At 64.1% G+C, this 18,286-nt stretch carries 18 protein-coding genes and 1 tRNA gene; 13 read left to right on the top strand and 6 right to left on the bottom strand.

The window, feature by feature from the left end; genetic code table 11:
• Positions 1–65 precede the first annotated feature (65 nt).
• The 3 genes from ECTHA_RS18315 to ECTHA_RS0113010 all read right to left on the bottom strand — a co-directional run bounded on the left by ECTHA_RS18315 (position 66) and on the right by ECTHA_RS0113010 (position 2,935).
• Positions 66–1,124, bottom strand: a complete 1,059-nt coding sequence (locus tag ECTHA_RS18315; protein ID WP_025282708.1) for a ParM/StbA family protein — start codon at positions 1,122–1,124, stop codon at positions 66–68.
• A gap of 159 nt (positions 1,125–1,283) precedes the next feature.
• Complete coding sequence (locus tag ECTHA_RS0113005; RefSeq protein ID WP_025282709.1) at positions 1,284–2,294, bottom strand: class 1 fructose-bisphosphatase; 1,011 nt, start codon at positions 2,292–2,294, stop codon at positions 1,284–1,286.
• A 209-nt stretch (positions 2,295–2,503) separates the two neighbouring features.
• Positions 2,504–2,935 carry a DUF4399 domain-containing protein gene (locus tag ECTHA_RS0113010; protein WP_025282986.1) on the bottom strand — a complete coding sequence of 144 codons (432 nt, stop codon included), beginning with the start codon at positions 2,933–2,935 and terminating at the stop codon, positions 2,504–2,506.
• A gap of 223 nt (positions 2,936–3,158) precedes the next feature.
• Between ECTHA_RS0113010 and ECTHA_RS0113020 the strand changes: the two genes are divergently transcribed.
• Both ECTHA_RS0113020 and sohB read left to right on the top strand, forming a co-directional pair.
• The gene (locus ECTHA_RS0113020; protein ID WP_026623797.1) at positions 3,159–4,187 is read left to right on the top strand and encodes an alpha/beta fold hydrolase; all 1,029 of its coding nucleotides are present in this window, start codon (positions 3,159–3,161) and stop codon (positions 4,185–4,187) included.
• Between the two features lie 15 nt (positions 4,188–4,202).
• Positions 4,203–5,213: a protease SohB gene (sohB, locus tag ECTHA_RS0113025; RefSeq protein ID WP_025282988.1), complete on the top strand. Its 1,011-nt coding sequence runs from the start codon at positions 4,203–4,205 to the stop codon at positions 5,211–5,213.
• A gap of 105 nt (positions 5,214–5,318) precedes the next feature.
• Here the strand turns inward: sohB and ECTHA_RS0113030 are convergent.
• Positions 5,319–5,395, bottom strand: a tRNA-Pro gene (locus tag ECTHA_RS0113030).
• A gap of 98 nt (positions 5,396–5,493) precedes the next feature.
• Positions 5,494–6,462 carry an octaprenyl diphosphate synthase gene (gene ispB, locus ECTHA_RS0113035; RefSeq protein ID WP_025282989.1) on the bottom strand — a complete coding sequence of 323 codons (969 nt, stop codon included), beginning with the start codon at positions 6,460–6,462 and terminating at the stop codon, positions 5,494–5,496.
• A gap of 168 nt (positions 6,463–6,630) precedes the next feature.
• Between ispB and rplU the strand changes: the two genes are divergently transcribed.
• The 4 genes from rplU to proB all read left to right on the top strand — a co-directional run bounded on the left by rplU (position 6,631) and on the right by proB (position 9,515).
• Positions 6,631–6,942 (top strand): 50S ribosomal protein L21, encoded by a 312-nt coding sequence (rplU, locus tag ECTHA_RS0113040; RefSeq protein WP_025282990.1) that lies wholly within the window; start codon positions 6,631–6,633, stop codon positions 6,940–6,942.
• A gap of 20 nt (positions 6,943–6,962) precedes the next feature.
• Positions 6,963–7,220: a 50S ribosomal protein L27 gene (gene rpmA / locus ECTHA_RS0113045; protein WP_025282991.1), complete on the top strand. Its 258-nt coding sequence runs from the start codon at positions 6,963–6,965 to the stop codon at positions 7,218–7,220.
• 161 nt (positions 7,221–7,381) lie between these two features.
• Positions 7,382–8,404, top strand: coding sequence for an Obg family GTPase CgtA (gene cgtA / locus ECTHA_RS0113050; protein ID WP_025282992.1), 1,023 nt, complete (start codon positions 7,382–7,384; stop codon positions 8,402–8,404).
• Positions 8,388–9,515 (top strand): glutamate 5-kinase, encoded by a 1,128-nt coding sequence (gene proB / locus ECTHA_RS0113055; RefSeq protein ID WP_025282993.1) that lies wholly within the window; start codon positions 8,388–8,390, stop codon positions 9,513–9,515. Before cgtA ends, proB begins: the two co-directional genes overlap by 17 nt.
• 155 nt (positions 9,516–9,670) lie before the next feature.
• On the opposite strand, the gene ECTHA_RS0113060 is transcribed toward proB, so the two are convergent.
• On the bottom strand, positions 9,671–10,204 hold the full coding sequence (locus ECTHA_RS0113060) for a DsrE family protein (RefSeq protein ID WP_035369615.1): 534 nt from the start codon (positions 10,202–10,204) through the stop codon (positions 9,671–9,673).
• 223 nt (positions 10,205–10,427) lie between these two features.
• On the opposite strand from ECTHA_RS0113060, the gene rpsT reads away from it, so the two are divergent.
• The 7 genes from rpsT (at position 10,428) to ispH (ending at position 18,260) form a co-directional block, all read left to right on the top strand.
• Positions 10,428–10,688 carry a 30S ribosomal protein S20 gene (gene rpsT, locus ECTHA_RS0113065; RefSeq protein ID WP_025282995.1) on the top strand — a complete coding sequence of 87 codons (261 nt, stop codon included), beginning with the start codon at positions 10,428–10,430 and terminating at the stop codon, positions 10,686–10,688.
• A gap of 124 nt (positions 10,689–10,812) precedes the next feature.
• Positions 10,813–12,366, top strand: coding sequence for a murein biosynthesis integral membrane protein MurJ (gene murJ, locus ECTHA_RS0113070; protein WP_025282996.1), 1,554 nt, complete (start codon positions 10,813–10,815; stop codon positions 12,364–12,366).
• A 73-nt stretch (positions 12,367–12,439) separates the two neighbouring features.
• A complete protein-coding gene (ribF, locus tag ECTHA_RS0113075) occupies positions 12,440–13,393 on the top strand; it encodes a bifunctional riboflavin kinase/FAD synthetase (protein WP_025282997.1) in 954 nt (317 codons plus the stop codon).
• 16 nt (positions 13,394–13,409) lie between these two features.
• On the top strand, positions 13,410–16,232 hold the full coding sequence (gene ileS, locus ECTHA_RS0113080; protein WP_025282998.1) for an isoleucine--tRNA ligase: 2,823 nt from the start codon (positions 13,410–13,412) through the stop codon (positions 16,230–16,232).
• A gap of 58 nt (positions 16,233–16,290) precedes the next feature.
• Entirely contained in the window at positions 16,291–16,767 is a 477-nt protein-coding gene (lspA, locus tag ECTHA_RS0113085) for a signal peptidase II (protein ID WP_025282999.1), read from the top strand.
• A complete protein-coding gene (locus ECTHA_RS0113090; RefSeq protein ID WP_025283000.1) occupies positions 16,764–17,201 on the top strand; it encodes an FKBP-type peptidyl-prolyl cis-trans isomerase in 438 nt (145 codons plus the stop codon). The genes lspA and ECTHA_RS0113090 overlap by 4 nt, the downstream gene beginning before the upstream one ends.
• A gap of 123 nt (positions 17,202–17,324) precedes the next feature.
• Positions 17,325–18,260, top strand: coding sequence for a 4-hydroxy-3-methylbut-2-enyl diphosphate reductase (ispH, locus tag ECTHA_RS0113095; RefSeq protein WP_025283001.1), 936 nt, complete (start codon positions 17,325–17,327; stop codon positions 18,258–18,260).
• Positions 18,261–18,286: the final 26 nt, after the last annotated feature.

Below are 18,286 nucleotides of genomic sequence, written 5' to 3' on the forward strand. Positions count from 1 at the left end.
TGGCTCAGGCCATCGGCCTTGAATGAACCTAGACCAAGAGCATCAGCCGAGCAACTTGACAAACCTCAATCCGCGCCGCCATCACCCTCCGGCGATCCATCACCGCTACGCTCACCCATGCCGACCTGCAGCGCGTTGTAGCGTGCCCAGGCATGGAACCCGCGGGCATTGGCGGTAATGGGCTCGTCCACGGTTCGGGCATGGGGGATCATCTCGCGCAGATAGCGAGACATCACCTGCCCGCCGCCGCCCGTGATGAGCACGAAGGGATAGTCATCCACCTGCCATAGGGAGTTGATCTCCACCAGCAGCTTGGTGGCCAGATCCTGGAACACCTGATCCCGCAGGCCGCTGATATCCACCTTGCGCCCGGAAACATTCAGCTCACCGTCGATGATGGCTTCATCCAGGGTGTAGGTCTCCCGTTCCAGGCCATACCTGGCATTGAGCAACTCGGCGATTTCGTCGTATCCGTGGGAGATGCCGATGGGCACGGTGCGGCTGAAGGCCGGGGCGTATTCGCCGTCCACGATGGTGGCGAAATCACTGGTACGAAAGCCCACATCGATGATGCCCACCCGGCCATCCAGCATGGGACTGTCCTCGCGCAGGTTGCCCCGTTCATCCAGCACCATGGACCAGAAGGTGCCCACGGGCTGGGGCACCACGTCGATACGGTCCAGACGCACGCTGTAGGCGTGACGCTGACTGCCGATACGACGAATGACTTCGTGATCCCCCTGCAGGCGTCTTACCAGGTCGTCGGCCATGTGCATGCGACCCGGCGGCAGACCGGTGACCACGAAAAAGCTGTTGAGGCTCTCCTTGCAATACAGGGCGAGCGTGCCCAGACAGAGGATGAGGATGTCATCCCCTTCGGCGCGTGTGGAGGAGAGCCCCCGGTAGGCGATGCGGGAGTGGCGGATGGCCAGATCGCCCAGGAAATACTCCCGCCCCCCAACCGACACGCGCAGATCCTCCGTGGGCGGGGGCCGCTTGAAGCCCAGCGACATGGGTGCCTGGGTCCCGGCCTCGCCCACCACGCTGGGGAAGACGTAACCGTTCTGTCCATCCTCCGCCTTGATGTAGCCGTAGCCCATGTCCAGCCCGATACAGCGATCCATAAATGTCGTCCTCTTTTGGATGGAGGTCAGTGGGTGGTTCAGTGATGACGTGGGCGTATTACAGACCCTTCAGCCCCGGTTTGGCAAACACATCGTTCGCAAAACGCACAAGACCCGGCAAAGCCGGGCCTTGTGGGATGGGACGACCCCTGGGTCACCCTACTCCTGGTGGTAACCGGTAACGCGGTCCACCTCGTTGCGGGACCCCAGGATCACGGGCACGCGCTGATGGATATCATCGGGGCTCAAGGTCATCATGCGCTCCCGACCGGTGGTGCAGGCGCCGCCCGCCTGCTCGATGAGAAAGGCCATGGGATTGGCCTCATACATCAGACGCAGCTTGCCGCCCTGCCCCTTGGCCTGGATCTTGGAATCCAGGGGATACATGAACACCCCGCCACGGGTCAGGATGCGATGCACCTCGGCCACCATGGAGGCGATCCAGCGCATGTTGAAGTCCTTGTCCCGGGCGCCGTCCTTGCCCTCCAGGCATTCGCCGATGTAACGCTTCACCGGCTGCTCCCAGAAGCGCATGTTGGAGGCATTGATGGCGAATTCCTGGGTATCTTCCGGGATCTGCACATTGGAGTGGGTGAGCAGAAACTCACCGAAATCACGGTCCAGGGTGAACATGTTGGTACCGGTGCCGGTGGTCAACACCATCATGGTGGAGGGCCCGTACACACAGTAACCGGCGGCCACCTGCTCCGTACCGGGCTTGAGGAAATCTTCCTTGCTGGGGTTACGCACGCCGGGGGGCGCCTTGAGGATGGAGAAGATGGTGCCCACCGAGACGTTCACATCGATATTGGAGGAGCCGTCCAGCGGGTCGAACAGCACCAGATACTTGCCCCGGGGCGCGTCTTCCGGCAGATGATAGACGTCATCCATCTCCTCGGAGGCCAGGGCAGCCACGTGGCCGTTGTGGGCCAGGGCCTCGATGAAGATCTCGTTGGTGATCACATCCAGCTTCTTTTGCTCCTCCCCCTGCACGTTCTGGGTGCTGGCGGTGCCCAGCACACCCACCAGATCGCCCTTGTTGACCAGGTCGGAGATTTTCTTGCAAGCCACGGAGATGTCGTTGAGCAGGCCGGTGAACTCCCCGGTGGCCCCCTCGAACTTGCGCTGGGTTTCGATGATGAAGTTGGTGAGAGTGGTACCGATATGCATGTTGCCGTTTTCCTATGGTGGTGTTGAAAGATCCTGACGCAGCCATCGTTGTTGTGGAATCTACCGGAGCGCTCCGGGGGCCACGCATCACTGTTGGCTATACTAACAGAACCTTTTATCACCTCCCATGGTGTGGGGCCTCAGGGCAAGACACGACCATCCTGCCTGCCCTGCACCCTCAGCCCACCGCACCCCTCATCCCCGGGCACCTACTCCACCATGATCGTGATCTGCTCGGACACCACCGGCGGATCAAAACTGGCATGCCGATAATCCATGAACAGCAACTGCAGCGTGTGCGTGCCCGGCTCCAGTTCCAGTTCCGTCTCCGTCTGACCACCGCCGAAATGCACGGTCTGGTCAGTGAAAGGCAGCGGCGCATCCAGGTTCACATCATCCAGATCCTTGTTCACCAGCAGGTGATGATGGCCTGTATCAGGGCGATCCACCCCCGCCGGCGCAACGCCTGCCCCCTTGAGCCCCATGCGCACCGTCACCGGCGAACTCACGGTCTCCCCATCCGTTGGTGTGATGAAATAAACCTCTGCCCCTTCTGGCGGCGCCGGACGATTGAGATCCGCCTGGACAACCCCCAGGGGCAACAATGCGGCGACAGCCAAAGTGATCACTGCACGGGACATCACGCTCATGACACGCCTCCTTCCAGTTATTCTGTTCGTTTGCTTGATCCTGCTGGTTGACTATAGCACTGCGGATTAATCGCCGCAGATGGCCACCTCGTGAACGCCGCACCGCTTGATCGGCATGGCCAAACTCCAGATACTCACAGGCACATCTTCAGGATTCTGCCGTTCCCCATGAAAAATGGCAGCCGCACATCCACACGACCGGGAGTCATCCATCATGTCCAGCACAATTTCCCTTGCGCCGCATCCCGCGGCCACCCTACCCACCCATCCAACGATCCAGATGGCCGAGGCCGCCACCGATGGCACCGCTGGCAAGGCCGAGGCATCTGCTCAGACACTGCCCCCAGCCCTTACCGGCGAGCGTCGCACGCTGCAAAGCAAGGCGGGCAGCCTGTGCTACTACCACGCAGCCCCCAAAAGCGAGGAGCAGCGTACCGACGTCCCCCTGCTGCTGATTCACAGTGTGAACGCCGCCGGCTCCGCCTATGAGGTCAAGCCACTTTACGATCACTATGCCAAATGGCGCCCTGTGTATGCCCTGGAACTGCCCGGCTTTGGTGGCTCGGACCGCAGCGACCGGGCCTATACGCCTCGCCTGATGACCGATGCCATCCACGCCATGGTGGAGGAGATTCAGCGCCTGCACGGCGAAGGCAAGCCGGACGCCATCGCCCTCTCCCTGGGCTCGGAGTTCCTGGCCCGCGCCGCCCACGAATCCCCCGACGCCTTCCGCAGTATCGGCCTGGTGAGCCCCACGGGTTTCAAGGGCACCGGGCGCCTGGATGGCCCGGCCGAGAGCACCCGTGGCATGCCCTGGCTGCACACCTTCTTCGTGCGTGCTCCCTGGAGCCAGGGGCTGTTCAATGCCCTCACCAAGCGCAGCGTGATCCGCTACTTCCTCAACAAGGCCTGGGGCTCCAAGGACATCGACCTGGGCCTGCTGGAATACAGCGTGGCCACCACCCGCCAGCCCGGAGCCAAGAATGCCCCCTACCACTTCCTGGCCGGCAACCTCTTCAGCGCCGACATCACCACCATCTACGAATCCCTGAAGCTGCCGGTGTTCATGGTGCATGGCGAGCGGGGCGACTTCGTGGACTTCAAGGGTAAGGCAGTGGTGGCCAAACGCCCCAACTGGCTCATCTACGAGATGCCCACCGGTGCCCTGCCCTATTTTGAAATGCCAGAGTCCTTCGTGGCCGAGTACGAGGCCTTTCTGCAGAACCAGGTGATGAAGGCGTAAGGCGGATTCCCTCAGATGGAATTCATCTACGATTTCGCCATCTTCCTGGCCAAGGTGCTCACCATCGTGGTGGCCATCCTGGTGGTGCTGGGCAGTCTTGCCAGCACCGCCGCCAGCGCCCGGGATCGCGGCCAGGACCACCTCAACGTGCGTCGTCTCAACGACCGCTACCGCCATATGGAGAACACCCTGAAAAAGCGCTTCGCCGCGCCCAAGGGGTGGGCCGCGCGCCTCAAACGCCTGCGCAGTGGCAAAAAGGCCGAGACCGGGCTGGATCCGTCCCCGGACCCGGACCGGGCCCGCATCTTCGTGCTGAAGTTTCACGGCGACATCCGGGCCTCCCATGTGGCGAGCCTGCGCGAGGAGGTTTCCACGGTGCTCACCCAGGCCCGTCCGGAGCTGGATCATGTGGTGGTCTGCGTGGAGAGCGGTGGCGGCATGGTGCCCCATTACGGCCTGGCGGCGTCACAACTGGTGCGACTGCGGGATGCGGGGCTCCAGGTCACGGTGTGCGTGGACCGGGTGGCCGCCAGCGGCGGCTACCTGATGGCCGCCGTGGCCCACCGCATCATCGCGGCCCCCTTCGCCATCGTCGGCTCCATCGGCGTGGTGGCGCAACTGCCCAACTTCCACCGCTGGCTCAAGCGTCGCAACGTGGATATCGAGTTGCTCACCGCCGGCGAATACAAGCGCACCCTCACGGTGCTGGGTCGCAACACCGCCGAGGGGCGGGCCAAGTTCCAGGAGGACCTGGAGGAGACCCACACCCTGTTCAAGACCTTCCTGTCCCGCTATCGCCCCTCCCTGGACATGGATCAGGTGGGCACCGGGGAGCATTGGTACGGGGAACAGGCCCGCCCCCTGGGTCTGGTGGACGAACTGGGCACCAGCGACGATGTACTGATGAAGCTGGCCCGGGAGCATGATCTGTACGAGGTCACCTACAAGCGCCGCCAGAGCCTGGGCAAGCGCATGGGGACCGCGATGGAGAGCATCACCGACCGCCTGCTGGGGGGGCGGGGATGAGGGGGTGAACGAAGCCTGGAGAGTGACCAGTCTCCCCGGCAACCACCTCAGGCACCCGCCAAAAAAAACGCCACGAAGGGATAACCCTCGTGGCGTTTTTCGATCTGGTCGGAGTGAAAGGATTCGAACCTTCGACCCCCGCCTCCCGAAGGCGGTGCTCTACCAGGCTGAGCTACACTCCGATGAACCGTAGGGCCCACCGGCCCGACAGGCTGCGTATTGTGCTACGAAGCATCGCGAAAGTCCAACTCCGCGAAACCCCATCCACCACCCGCCGTAGTCAATATCCCCGACCCACGGAAAACCGCGCCAGCGAAGCCATGGCCTCCCGGTAAGGGCTCTCCGGCAGGACAGACAGGGCCTCAATGGCATTGTCCGCCTCCTGCTCCGCCATGCGACGGGTGTACTCGATGGACCCCGTGGCCTGGATGGCGGCCAACACCCGCTCGGCATAATCACGTCCGCCCTTCTCGATGGCCTCGCGCACCACAGCGGCATCCGCCTCGCTGCCCACACGCATGGCATGGATCAACGGCAGCGTCGGCTTACCCTCGGCCAGATCATCACCCATGTTCTTGCCCATCGCATCACGGTCACCGCTGTAATCCAGCACATCATCAATCAGCTGGAAGGCCGTGCCCAGGTGCATGCCGTAAGCCGCCAGCCCCTGAATCACCGCCTCGGGCTGTTCCGCCAGCACCGGGCCGACGCGCCCGGCCGCATCGAAGAGCTTGGCCGTCTTGGACTGGATCACATGCATGTAGCGCTCTTCGGTGGTGTCCGCGTCATGGCAGTTGAGCAACTGCATCACCTCACCCTCGGCCACCGTGCTGGTGGTGTGGGAAACGATCTCCATGATGCGCATGTTGCCGATCTCCACCATCATCTCGAAGGAGCGGGAGTAGAGGAAATCGCCCACCAGCACACTGGCCTCGTTGCCGAAGCGCGCATTCGCGGTCTCCCGGCCTCGGCGCATCTCCGAGGCGTCCACCACGTCATCGTGCAGCAGGGTGGCCGTGTGGATGAACTCGATGACCGCAGCCAGCTCGATGTGCTGCGTACCCCGATAGCCACACGCCCCGGAGGACAGCAGCACCAGCATGGGACGCAAGCGCTTGCCGCCACTACTGATAATGTAATGGCCCAGCTGGTTGATGAGCACCACGGGGGATTGCAGACGCCGACATATGCAGTCGTCCACCGCCTTCATATCGTCGGCGATCAGGTCGCGAATCTGGTTAAGGTCCATGGACGGAATTTGATCACTAAGGGAAGGAGCCTCGGGCATGCTAGGAACGGAGTGGTTAAGTGTCAAGGCGTATCCCTGAGTTTGCGTGTGTTTCTATTTGACCACCGCTTGCGGCGCAGGTAAACTTCCGCGTCTTTGGATTGAAGACCTTTTCGGAGAACATCAAAGATGTACGCGGTTATCGCTACCGGTGGCAAGCAGTACCGGGTTGCCCAGGGTGAAAAACTCCGGGTCGAGAAGCTCGACGCGGAGGAAGGCGCCTCTGTGGAATTCGACAACGTCCTGCTGGTCGGCAGCGGCGAAGACATCAAGGTGGGTGCACCCTACGTGGAAGGCGGCAAAGTAACCGCGACCATCAAGGCCCACGGGCGCGGCGAAAAGGTGGAGATCATCAAGTTCCGCCGTCGCAAGCACTCCCGCAAGCAGATGGGGCACCGCCAGCACTACACCGAGCTGGAAATCACTTCCATCGCCGGTTGATAGGCAAGAGGTAAGATCAGATGGCACATAAGAAGGCAGGCGGCAGTACCCGTAACGGCCGCGACTCAGAAAGCAAACGTCTTGGTGTGAAGCGCTTCGGCGGCCAGGCCGTGATCGCCGGCAACATCATCGTTCGTCAGCGTGGCACCCAGTTCCACCCCGGCCTCAACGTGGGCTGCGGCAAGGATCACACCCTGTTCGCCAAGGCGGACGGCAAGGTGGTGTTCGAGACCAAAGGTCCCAAGGGCCGCAAGTACGTGAGCGTACTCGCCGCCTGATTGCCGGCCACAAGCGGCAGCAAGGACTCCAAAGCCCCGGCCTTCCGGGGCTTTTTTAATGCCCATACCTCCCGCGCCCAACCACAGGAGAGGGTGTCGCTTTGCCCCCGAGCGACGTATCCTGACAGGGCAACCACCACCCCGGAACAAGAAGCCAGCCCATGAAATTCGTTGATGAAGCCACCATCAAGGTCAAGGCCGGCGACGGCGGCAACGGCTGCGTGAGCTTTCGCCGGGAGAAATACGTCCCCTTTGGCGGCCCGGACGGGGGCGACGGTGGCGACGGGGGTTCCGTCTACCTGGTGGCCACCCACGACCTGAACACCCTGGCGGACTTTCGCTTCCAGCGGCACTTCGAGGCCGGGCGCGGTGAGAATGGCCGTGGCCGCAACATGACCGGCCATGCTGGCGAGGACCTGGAAGTGGAGGTGCCGGTGGGCACCCTGGCCTTCGACGCCCAGACCGGTGAATTGATCGGCGACCTGGTGAACCATGGCCAGAAACTGCTGGTGGCCCAGGGCGGCTTCCACGGCCTGGGCAACACCCGCTACAAGAGCTCGGTGAACCGGGCCCCGCGGCAGTCCAAGCCGGGCACGCCCGGGGAGCTGCGTCAACTGCGCCTGGAACTGAAGGTCCTGGCCGATGTGGGCCTGCTGGGACTGCCCAACGCGGGCAAGTCCACGCTCATCTCCAAGGTCTCCGGCGCCCGCCCCAAGGTTGCTGATTATCCCTTCACCACCCTGCACCCCAATCTGGGCGTGGTGCGCGTGGGGCCGCTACAGAGTTTCGTGATGGCCGACATCCCCGGGCTCATCGAAGGCGCGGCGGAGGGCGCGGGGCTGGGCATACAGTTCCTCAAGCATCTGGCCCGCAACCGCCTGCTGCTGCACCTGGTGGACATCGAACCACCCGATCCTGAGCAGGCGCCTGAGCAGGCGGTTCGTGTGATCGAGCAGGAAATGGCCCAGTTCGACCCGCAATTGCTGGAACGCCCTCGCTGGCTGGTGATCAACAAGGTGGACCTGATCCCGTCGGATGAGCGCGAAGCGCGCTGCCAGGCCGTGATCGAGGCCCTTGACTGGAAGGGACCGGTCTTTCACATCTCCGCCTTCACCGGCGAGGGCACGGACACCCTTACACAACAGGTCATGAGATACCTGGAAGAGCATGACAGCGACACGTGAAGCACTGGGCAAGTCCCGCCGCTGGGTCGTCAAGATCGGCTCGGCACTGATCACCAACGACGGCCAGGGCCTGGACATGCAGGCTCTGGCCGGCTGGGCTGACCAACTGGCCAGGCTCAGCCGTACCGGCCACGAGATCATCCTGGTGTCCTCCGGGGCAGTGGCCGAGGGCATGACGCGCCTGGGATGGAGTGAGCGACCCTCGGCCCTCTATGAGTTGCAGGCAGCGGCTGCCGTGGGGCAGATGGGCCTGGTACAGGCCTATGAGAGCCATTTTCAGAAACACGGTCTGCATGCTGCTCAGGTGCTGCTCACCCATGATGATCTGGCCGATCGGCGTCGTTATCTCAATGCCCGCAGCACCCTGCGCACCCTGCTTCGCATGCATGCCATCCCGGTGGTGAACGAGAACGATACCGTCGCCACCGAGGAGATCCGCTTTGGTGACAACGACACCCTGGCGGCGCTGGTCTGCAATCTGGTGGAGGCGTCGCTGCTGGTGATCCTCACCGATCAAAAGGGCCTGTATGACCGCGATCCGCGCACCTTTCAGGATGCGCGCCTGGTGTCGGAGGGTCTGGCCTCGGATCCGAGCCTGCTGCGCCTGGTGGCGCCCACCTTCGGTCGACTGGGCAGCGGGGGCATGGCCACCAAGCTCACGGCCGCGGCCCGCGCGGCCCGCTCCGGCACCCACACCCTGATCGCCTCGGGCCGCACCTCCGGCGTGCTGGAGCGCATCGCTGCCGGTGAGGATCTGGGCACGCTGCTGCGCCCCGATCGGGAGCCTCTGGCAGCGCGCAAGCAGTGGATCGCCGGGCAGCTGGTCTCCCGGGGGGAGTTGCTGCTGGATGCGGGCGCTGCACGGGTGATCAAGGAGGCGGGCCGCAGCCTGCTGCCGGTGGGGGTTACCCATGTGAAGGGGCGTTTCTCCCGGGGCGAGGTGGTCACCTGCCTGGACCCGGATGGCCGCCCGGTGGCCCGCGGGCTGGTGAATTACGCCGCTGACGAGGCCCGCCGGATCATGGGTCGGCGGGGTGACGAGATCGAATCCATCCTGGGGTATGTGGATGAGCCGGAGCTCATGCATCGGGATAATCTGGTGGTGTTGTAGGGTGTGGGGGTAGCGGCCCTGCCGGGTGCCGGAGGTCTGTTGGCGGGACGCCGTGAATACATCCATGTAGGCTCTGCAGCCGCTTCCTGCGGCTGAAGCCCGCCAACAGACCTCCGGCACCCGGCAGGGCCTTGATGCATTGCGAAGGGGGGGTGTTACTCGATCTTGATGTAGGCGAAACCCTTGGTGTTCTGCAGTTCGGCCAGACGCACCACGCCTGAGGGCACCATGGACACCCCGTCGTAGAGCCCATCTTCCGGCAAATCAAGGGCCGAGCGGGTGATGTCGCAGAGCTCCACCTTCACGCCATGCACGGACATCAGGGAACTGAGTCGACCGCGCAGATTGTCACGTTCGGCGGCCAGGGTGTCGTCCTCGGCGAAGGGGGAGCCTTCCAGGGGGTCGTCGGTCAGGAAACGGATGCCGTGGGAGACGGCGACGATGCGGATGTCGTGATCCATCAGTTCATTCTCGTAGTGCACCGCCATGTTGTTGATGCTGGTGAGCATGGCGCTGAACCGGCGGGGATCAGAGAAATCTGCGTGGTAGACCACGCGGGCGGCGGGGTCCGCAGCGGCAGCCGTGGACGGCACCACCAGGAAGGCCAGGCTGATGAGAAGCCAGGCCATGGCCAGGCCCTGCCAGCGTTTCAGTCCCGAAGCCGCGGTTCGGCCTTCGTGAGCGCTCATCCCGTTCGGACAGGATTGTGTCATGACGTATCCTCCATTGGTGTTCCCCATCGCCTCCTCTGGCGGCGGGTGCAGCCAAGAGTGGCAGCCGCATTGCGGCGGATCAATCTGCAGCGCAGCAAGTTCATGAAAGATGCGGGCATCAGGGGAATTGACATTCCCCCCGCTTCCATGCAAGATTGCCGGCTTTTCCGGAACTGACCCGAATTTTCAGGAGATTACCTTGGCCAACATCGCCTCAGCTCGCAAGCGTGCCCGCCAGAGCGAAAAGAATCGCCAGCACAACATGGCCGCGCGTTCGCGCTTTCGCACTGCCATCAAGAAGGTGCTGAAGGCTGTGAAAGCGGGTGACAAGGACACCGCCACCAGCGCCTACCAGGCCGCTGTGCCGGTCATCGACAAGTCCGTTTCCAAGGGCGTCCTGCACCGCAACAAGGCAGCGCGTCACAAGAGCCGCCTGAACGCACGGGTGCGGGCGCTGTAATCGACCTGACGCCCTTCTCCCCCTGGGGGAGAGGGGCTTTCTGGTTCATCTGTGATGATGTGCCTGTGAACCCGGTCACCCCGGGTTTTTTTGTGCCCGGCAAACCGCGAGCTCGCTTCAACCCATGAGCCGACTGCTCAAGTCCACCGCTGTTGTCAGCGCCATGACCCTGGTGTCGCGGCTGTTCGGCTATCTGCGGGATATGGTACTGGCGGTGAGCTTCGGCGCCAGCGGGGCCACCGACGCCTTCTTCGTCGCCTTTCGCATCCCCAACTTCCTGCGCCGGCTGTTTGCCGAGGGGGCCTTCTCCCAGGCCTTCGTGCCGGTGTTTGCGGAGTTTCGTGAGCAGCGCGGCCACAAGGCACTGAAGGATCTGGTGGACCATGTGAGCGGCGCCCTGACCCTGGTGCTGTTCCTCACCACCCTGCTGGGGGTGTTGGCTGCCCCCCTCTTGATCAGCGTGTTTGCCCCCGGATTTCACGGGGAGGATGGCCGTCACGCCCTGGCCACCGACATGCTGCGCATCACCTTCCCCTATCTGCTGTTCATCTCGCTCACGGCCATGGCCGGGGGCATTCTCAACAGCCTGGGGCGGTTCGCGGTGCCGGCCTTCACGCCGGTATTCCTGAATCTGTCCCTCATCGCCGCCGCCGTATGGGGGGCGCCGCACTTCAACGAGCCGGTGGTGGCCCTGGCCTGGGGCGTGTTCCTGGCCGGTATCGTTCAACTGGCCTTCCAGGTACCCTTCCTGGTGCGCCATGGCCTGATGCCGCGCCCCCGGCTGCGCCGGGCCCACGAGGGCGTGAAACGCATCGCCAAGCTCATGCTCCCGGCCATCTTCGGCACCTCGGTGGTGCAGATCAATCTGCTGGTGGACACCCTGATCGCCTCGTTCCTGGCCGCAGGCTCCATCACCTGGCTGTATTTCTCCGACCGCTTCGTGGAACTGCCCCTGGCCCTGTTCGGCATCGCCATCGGCACGGTGATCCTGCCGCGCCTCTCCGGGGAATACGCCCGCAAGGACCCGCAGGCATTCAGCAAGACCCTGGACTGGGCCCTGCGCCTCTCCCTGCTGATCGCCCTGCCCTCGGCCCTGGGTCTGATCCTGCTCGCCGCCCCCATCCTCGCGGCACTCATTCAGTATCAGGAGTTCCTGGAGAGCGACACCCGCATGGCCGCCTTGTCGCTGATGGCCTATGCCATCGGTCTGCCCGCCTTCATTCTGATCAAGATCCTGGCGCCGGGGTATTTCTCCCGCCAGGACACCAAGACCCCGGTGAAGGTGGCGGTGATCGCCATGCTGGCCAATATGGCGCTGAACCTGGCCATTGTGGTGCCCTGGGTGTGGATGGGCTGGCCCGGGCCGCATGCCGGCCTGGCCCTGGCCACGTCGCTGTCGGCCTACCTGAATGCCGGGCTGCTCTATCGCGGGCTGCGCCGCGATGGCATCCTGGTGATTCTGCCAGGCTGGCTGGGGCTGTGGTGGCGCATGCTGCTGGCAGCCGGCCTGCTCACCCTGCTGTTGCTGCTACTGACTCCGGAACTGAGCCAGTGGAGTGAGTGGCCGGCGCTGACCCGGGTGAGCGCCCTGCTGGGCCTGATCGCCCTGGGCGGCGGAGCCTATGGCTTGGCACTGCTGGCCACGGGCGTGCGACCGCGGACATTCCTGCTGAGGTGACCCGCCGGGACGTCTGTGACCCTGTAAACGTTCCACCCCCCCACGTATAATCGAGGCTTTTGCGGCCAATCCCATGGAACTGATTCGCGGTGCCCACAACCTGAGGCCCCGACACCGGGGCTCGGTGGTCACCATCGGCAACTTCGACGGTGTGCACCTGGGGCACCAGGCGGTGCTCGGACAACTGGCCGAAAAAGGGGCCGAACTGGGCCTGCCCACGGTGGCGGTCACCTTCGAGCCCCTGCCACGGGAATACTTCATGGGCGAGCGCTCGCCAGCCCGGCTGCAGCGCTTCCGGGACAAGCTCCTGGCCATGCGCCGTTTTTCCGTTAACCGGCTGCTGTGCCTGAACTTCAACCCGGCCCTGGCAGGGATGAGTGCCCAGGACTTCATCCGGGAACTGCTGGTGGAGCGCCTGGGTGTGCGTCACCTGGTGGTGGGTGATGACTTCCGCTTCGGCAAGGGCCGCGCAGGCAACTTCGAAACCCTGCGCGAGGCGGGACGGGTGCATGGTTTCGATGTGGCGCACATGCACACCTTTCACATCGATGGGGCCCGGGTGAGCAGTACCCGCATCCGCGGCGCCCTGGCCGAAGGCCGCATGGATGAGGCTGAAAAACTCCTGGGCCGCCCCTATCGCATCAATGGGCGCGTGGCCCATGGCGACAAGAAAGGGCATTTGCTGGGCTTCCCCACCGCCAACCTGCGTCTGGGCCCCTGCCCCATGGCGGTGCGCGGCGTGTTTGCCGTGGAGGTGTTCGGCCTGCCCGGCGAGCCGGTGCAAGGCGTGGCCAATGCCGGCACCCGGCCCACGGTGGGGGGCGTCCAGAACCGCCTGGAGGTGCATCTGTTCGATGTGGATGCCGACCTCTACGGAAAACACCTGCATGTGGACCTGCTCCACCGCCTGCGGGATGAAAAACGCTTCGCCTCCCTGGATGAGCTGCGCGCGCAGATCACCCGGGACGCTGACCATGCCCGTGCATTCTTTCAGGTGCGGCCCGACGACGCCCGTTCGCCGGACTGAATCGAGGATTTCCAGCTTGACCGACTATAAAGACACCCTGAACCTGCCCAAGACCGACTTCCCCATGCGCGGCAACCTGGCCAAGCGCGAGCCGGACATGCTGGCCACCTGGGAAAAAGAAGGACTGTACCAGCAGATCCGCCAGGCCAGCGCCGGTCGACCCCGCTTCGTGCTGGCCGACGGCCCACCCTATGCCAATGGGGACATTCACATCGGCCATGCGGTGAACAAGATCCTCAAGGATGTCATCGTCAAGAGCCGCACCCTGGCGGGCTACGACGCCCCCTATGTGCCCGGCTGGGATTGCCATGGCCTGCCCATCGAACTGCAGGTGGAGCGCAGCCAGGGCAAGGCCGGCAAGGGGACGGATGCCCGCGCCTTCCGTGAAGCCTGTCGCCACTTCGCCCAGGATCAGGTGAACCGCCAGCGCGATGACTTCAAGCGCCTGGGCGTACTGGGCGACTGGGAGAACCCCTACCTGACCATGGACTACGCCGTGGAAGCGGACATCATGCGCGCCCTGGGCCGCATCATCGACCGTGGCCACGTCATCCAGGGCAACAAGCCCGTGCACTGGTGCGTGGACTGCGGTTCCGCCCTGGCCGAAGCCGAGGTGGAATACGAGGACAAGACGTCCCCAGCCATCGACGTGCGCTTTCGTGCCCTGGACGACGAGGACCTGCTCAGACGCATGCATGGGGAGAGTGATGCCGGCAGCGGCCCCATCAGCGTGGTCATCTGGACCACCACCCCCTGGACCCTGCCCGCCAACCAGGCCGTGGCCCTGAACGGGGAACTGGAGTACGCCCTGGTGGCCGTGAATGACGAGCGCCTGCTGGTGGCCGCCGACCTGGTGGACAACCTCGTGCAACGCTACGGACTGGAAGGGCACCACATCATCTGTCGCGCTCAGGGCGCGGCCCTGGAAGGCCTGCTGCTGCAGCACCCCTTCTACGACCGCCAGGTACCCGTGATCCTGGGCGAGCACGTGAACCTGGAAGCCGGCACCGGCGCCGTGCACACCGCCCCGGGCCATGGTCAGGACGACTACATCGTCGGTCGCCGTTATGACCTGTCCGTGGACAATCCGGTAGGAGGCGATGGCCGCTTCCTGCCCTCCACGGAGCTGTTCGCCGGGCTGAGCGTGACCGAGGCCAACGGCCGCATCCTGGAAGTGCTCAAGGAGCGGGGGGCGCTGGTGCACATGGAGAAACTGCGCCACAGCTATCCCCATTGCTGGCGCCACAAGACCCCCATCATCTTCCGGGCCACCTCTCAGTGGTTCATCAGCATGGACAAGGCGGAACTGCGCGACGGCGCACTCAAGGCCATCGAGCAGGTGCAATGGGTGCCCGACTGGGGGCGCGCCCGCATCGAAGGCATGGTGAGCAACCGCCCGGACTGGTGCATCTCCCGGCAACGCAACTGGGGCGTGCCCATTCCCTTGTTCATCCACAAGGAAACCGGCGCACTGCACCCAGACACCCAGAACCTGATCGAGGTCGTGGCCACAAAGGTGGAGAAGGAAGGCATCGAGGCCTGGTTCTCGCTGGACCCGAAGGAACTGCTGGGTGACGACGCCGAACGCTTTGAAAAACTCGGCGACACCCTGGACGTGTGGTTCGACTCGGGTGTGACCCACGCCACCGTGACCGAGCGTCGCCCGGGCCTGGGGCTGCCGGCCGATCTGTACCTGGAAGGCTCCGACCAGCACCGGGGCTGGTTCCAGTCGTCCCTGCTCACCTCCGTGGCCATGCGCGGCGTCGCGCCCTACAAGGCGGTGCTCACCCACGGCTTCACGGTGGATGCCCAGGGCCAGAAGATGTCCAAGTCCAAGGGCAACGTGGTGGCCCCGCAGAAAGTCATGGATACCCTGGGCGCCGACATCCTGCGCCTGTGGGTGGCAGCCACCGACTTCAGCGGCGAGATGGCCGTCTCCGACGAGATCCTCAAGCGCACCGCCGATGCCTATCGACGCATGCGCAATACCGCCCGCTTCCTGCTGGCCAACCTGAACGGCTTCGATCCGGCCACGGACCTGCTACCCGCCGAGCGCATGCTGCCCCTGGACCGCTGGGCCGTGGACCAGGCCCTGCAGGTGCAGCAGCATGTGATCCGCGCCTACGAGCACTACCAGTTCCACCAGATCTACCAGCGGGTGCATAACTTCTGCTCGGTGGAGATGGGCAGTTTCTACCTGGACGTGATCAAGGACCGTCAGTACACCACCCAGGCGGACAGCCGTGCGCGCCGCTCGGCGCAGACGGCCATGTACCACATCATCGAGGCCATGACACGCTGGTTGACGCCCATCCTCTCCTTCACGGGCGAGGAGATCTGGCAGCAGATCCCCGGCGAGCGCAACGCCTCGGTGCTGCTCAACACCTGGTACGATGGACTCTTCCCCCTGCAGGACGATGCGCCGCTGGGCGTGGAGGACTGGCGCCGGGTGCTGGAGGTCCGTCAGTGCGTGAGCCGTGAACTGGAGAAGCTGCGCAACGAAGGCGGCATCGGCGCCTCCCTGGATGCCGAGGTGGACCTGTATTGCGATGCCGGCCTGCAGGAGATCCTCAGTCGCCTGGGGGATGAATTGCGGTTCGTGCTGATCACCTCTTACGCCCGGGTACATGCCCTGGGTCAGGCACCGGCCACGGCCGCGGCCTCCGCCCTGCCGGATGGCACCGCCCTGGCCATCCGCGCGCTGCGCTGCGAACATGCCAAGTGCCCGCGCTGCTGGCACCATCGGGAAGATGTCGGGGCCAGCACCGAGCATCCGGAGTTGTGCGGGCGCTGCGTGGAGAACGTGGCGGGCGAAGGGGAGCACCGGGCATTTGCCTGAGCGGGCCGCAGCCCCCCCCCAAAAAAGACAACCCAAGTCAAACAGAGACCCCAACAACATGCTCAAATGGCTATGGCTCTCCTTCGGAGTGATCGTCCTGGATCAGATCACCAAACGCATTGCCGAGTACCAGTTGGTGCAATTCGCCCCCATGGAGATCCTGCCCTTCCTGAACTTCGCCCTGGTGTACAACCAGGGCGCCGCCTTCAGCTTTCTCAGTGACGCCGGCGGCTGGCAACGCTGGTTCTTCACCGCCCTGGCGCTGCTGGTGAGCGCCATCATTGTCTGGTGGCTGTACCGCCTCAAGCGGGGCGAGACGGGCACGGCCATCAGCCTGGCGCTGATCCTGGGGGGCGCCATCGGCAATGTCATCGACCGGATCCTGCACGGGCACGTGATCGACTTCATCGACGTTCACTACGTCGGCTACCACTGGCCCACCTTCAACATCGCCGACAGCGCCATCACCATAGGCGCCGTGATCCTCATCGCCACCAGCCTGATGCCCGCACGTCCAGGGACGCAGGGCACATGATCTCGCCCGGCAGCCGGGTGCGCATGCACTACACCATCACCCTGGAAAACGGCCAGGTGGCCGACAGCACGCGGGAAGATGAAGGTGAGCCGGTGGAATTCACCGTGGGCGAGGGAGAACTGCATGGAGCCCTGGAGGGGCTGGTGACCGAACTGTCAGAAGGGGAATCGCGCACCACCACCCTGCCCCCTGAACGGGCCTTCGGCTTCGCCACCGCCCAGGCGGTGCAGACCATGGAGCGCAGCGACTTCCCCGAGGACATGCCCCTGGAGCCAGGCCTGCTGGTGGGGTTCGACACACCCAAGGGGGAGCAGATCCCGGGGCTGATCCGGGAGATCGAAGGGGACAGGGTCACGGTGGATTTCAATCACCCGCTGGCAGGGCATGAGATCACCGTGGAGATAGAGGTGCTGTCGGTGGAAACACCGAACTGAATCAGTAGCATAAAGGGGACAGTCCCCTTTTGCCCCCAAGCATCGCAGGCCCATTCGGCAGCCGTGCGCCGTTGTTGTAGGATGTGCGCCTATCCGCAACCCTCATTCTCAGGCCAGACAAACATGCACATTCTCCTCGCCAACCCCCGTGGATTCTGCGCCGGTGTCGACCGGGCCATCGAGATCGTGGAACGGGCCCTGGACCTGTTCGGCCAACCCATCTATGTGCGCCACGAGGTGGTGCATAACCGCTACGTGGTCAACGAACTCAGGGAGAAGGGCGCCGTCTTCGTGGAGGAACTGGATCAGGTGCCCGATGGCGCCACCGTGATCTTCAGTGCCCACGGCGTACCCCGCAGTGTGCGGCACGAAGCCGACAAGCGCGGCCTGCGGGTCTTCGACGCCACCTGCCCGCTGGTCACCAAGGTGCATATGGAGGTGGCCCGTCATGCCGCCCGGGGTGAGGAGGTCATCCTCATCGGTCACGCCGGCCACCCGGAAGTGGACGGCACCCTGGGGCAGTATGATCGCAGCCAGGGCGGCGAGATTTACCTGGTGGAAAACATCCAGCAGGCCCAGGAACTGGCCGTGAAGGACCCGGATCACCTGGCCTACGTGACCCAGACCACCCTCTCCATGGACGACACCCAGGGCATCTTCCAGGTGCTGCGGGAGCGCTTCCCCAACATCCAGGGGCAACGCCGTGACGACATCTGCTATGCCACCCAGAACCGCCAGGACGCCATCAAGTCCCTGGCCGGGCAGTGCGACCTGATCCTGGTGGTGGGCTCCCCCAACAGTTCCAACTCCAACCGTCTACGGGAGATCGCCGAGAAGATGGGCATCCAGGCCTATCTCATCGATGGCGCCGAGGACATCGACCCGCGCTGGCTGGAGGGCCGTCAGCGCATCGGCATCACCGCCGGCGCCTCAGCCCCGGAACTGCTGGTGCAGCAGGTGGTGAACCACCTCAAGCCCCTGGGCGTGGAGACCTGCGTGGAACATGAGGGCCGCAGCGAAAAGGTGACCTTCTCGTTGCCGAAGGAACTACGGATTTGAGCAAGAGAAGCGCTGGGCCGCCACGC

Origin of the sequence: Ectothiorhodospira haloalkaliphila ATCC 51935 (assembly GCF_000633935.1) — a bacterium.
Classification (GTDB): Bacteria; Pseudomonadota; Gammaproteobacteria; order Ectothiorhodospirales; family Ectothiorhodospiraceae; genus Ectothiorhodospira; species Ectothiorhodospira haloalkaliphila.

Excerpts from the sequence above, each read along its gene's own strand:
- ECTHA_RS18315 (WP_025282708.1), bottom strand. The coding sequence starts at position 1,124 with ATGGATCGCTGTATCGGGCTGGACATGGGCTACGGCTACATCAAGGCG.
- ECTHA_RS0113005 (WP_025282709.1), bottom strand. The coding sequence starts at position 2,294 with ATGCATATCGGTACCACTCTCACCAACTTCATCATCGAAACCCAGCGC.
- rpmA (WP_025282991.1), top strand. The coding sequence starts at position 6,963 with ATGGCACATAAGAAGGCAGGCGGCAGTACCCGTAACGGCCGCGACTCA.
- ECTHA_RS0113010 (WP_025282986.1), bottom strand. The coding sequence starts at position 2,935 with ATGTCCCGTGCAGTGATCACTTTGGCTGTCGCCGCATTGTTGCCCCTG.
- sohB (WP_025282988.1), top strand. The coding sequence starts at position 4,203 with ATGGAATTCATCTACGATTTCGCCATCTTCCTGGCCAAGGTGCTCACC.
- ECTHA_RS0113060 (WP_035369615.1), bottom strand. The coding sequence starts at position 10,204 with ATGAGCGCTCACGAAGGCCGAACCGCGGCTTCGGGACTGAAACGCTGG.
- murJ (WP_025282996.1), top strand. The coding sequence starts at position 10,813 with ATGAGCCGACTGCTCAAGTCCACCGCTGTTGTCAGCGCCATGACCCTG.
- ECTHA_RS0113020 (WP_026623797.1), top strand. The coding sequence starts at position 3,159 with ATGTCCAGCACAATTTCCCTTGCGCCGCATCCCGCGGCCACCCTACCC.
- ECTHA_RS0113090 (WP_025283000.1), top strand. The coding sequence starts at position 16,764 with ATGATCTCGCCCGGCAGCCGGGTGCGCATGCACTACACCATCACCCTG.
- lspA (WP_025282999.1), top strand. The coding sequence starts at position 16,291 with ATGCTCAAATGGCTATGGCTCTCCTTCGGAGTGATCGTCCTGGATCAG.
- cgtA (WP_025282992.1), top strand. The coding sequence starts at position 7,382 with ATGAAATTCGTTGATGAAGCCACCATCAAGGTCAAGGCCGGCGACGGC.
- rplU (WP_025282990.1), top strand. The coding sequence starts at position 6,631 with ATGTACGCGGTTATCGCTACCGGTGGCAAGCAGTACCGGGTTGCCCAG.
- ispH (WP_025283001.1), top strand. The coding sequence starts at position 17,325 with ATGCACATTCTCCTCGCCAACCCCCGTGGATTCTGCGCCGGTGTCGAC.
- ribF (WP_025282997.1), top strand. The coding sequence starts at position 12,440 with ATGGAACTGATTCGCGGTGCCCACAACCTGAGGCCCCGACACCGGGGC.
- proB (WP_025282993.1), top strand. The coding sequence starts at position 8,388 with ATGACAGCGACACGTGAAGCACTGGGCAAGTCCCGCCGCTGGGTCGTC.
- ispB (WP_025282989.1), bottom strand. The coding sequence starts at position 6,462 with ATGGACCTTAACCAGATTCGCGACCTGATCGCCGACGATATGAAGGCG.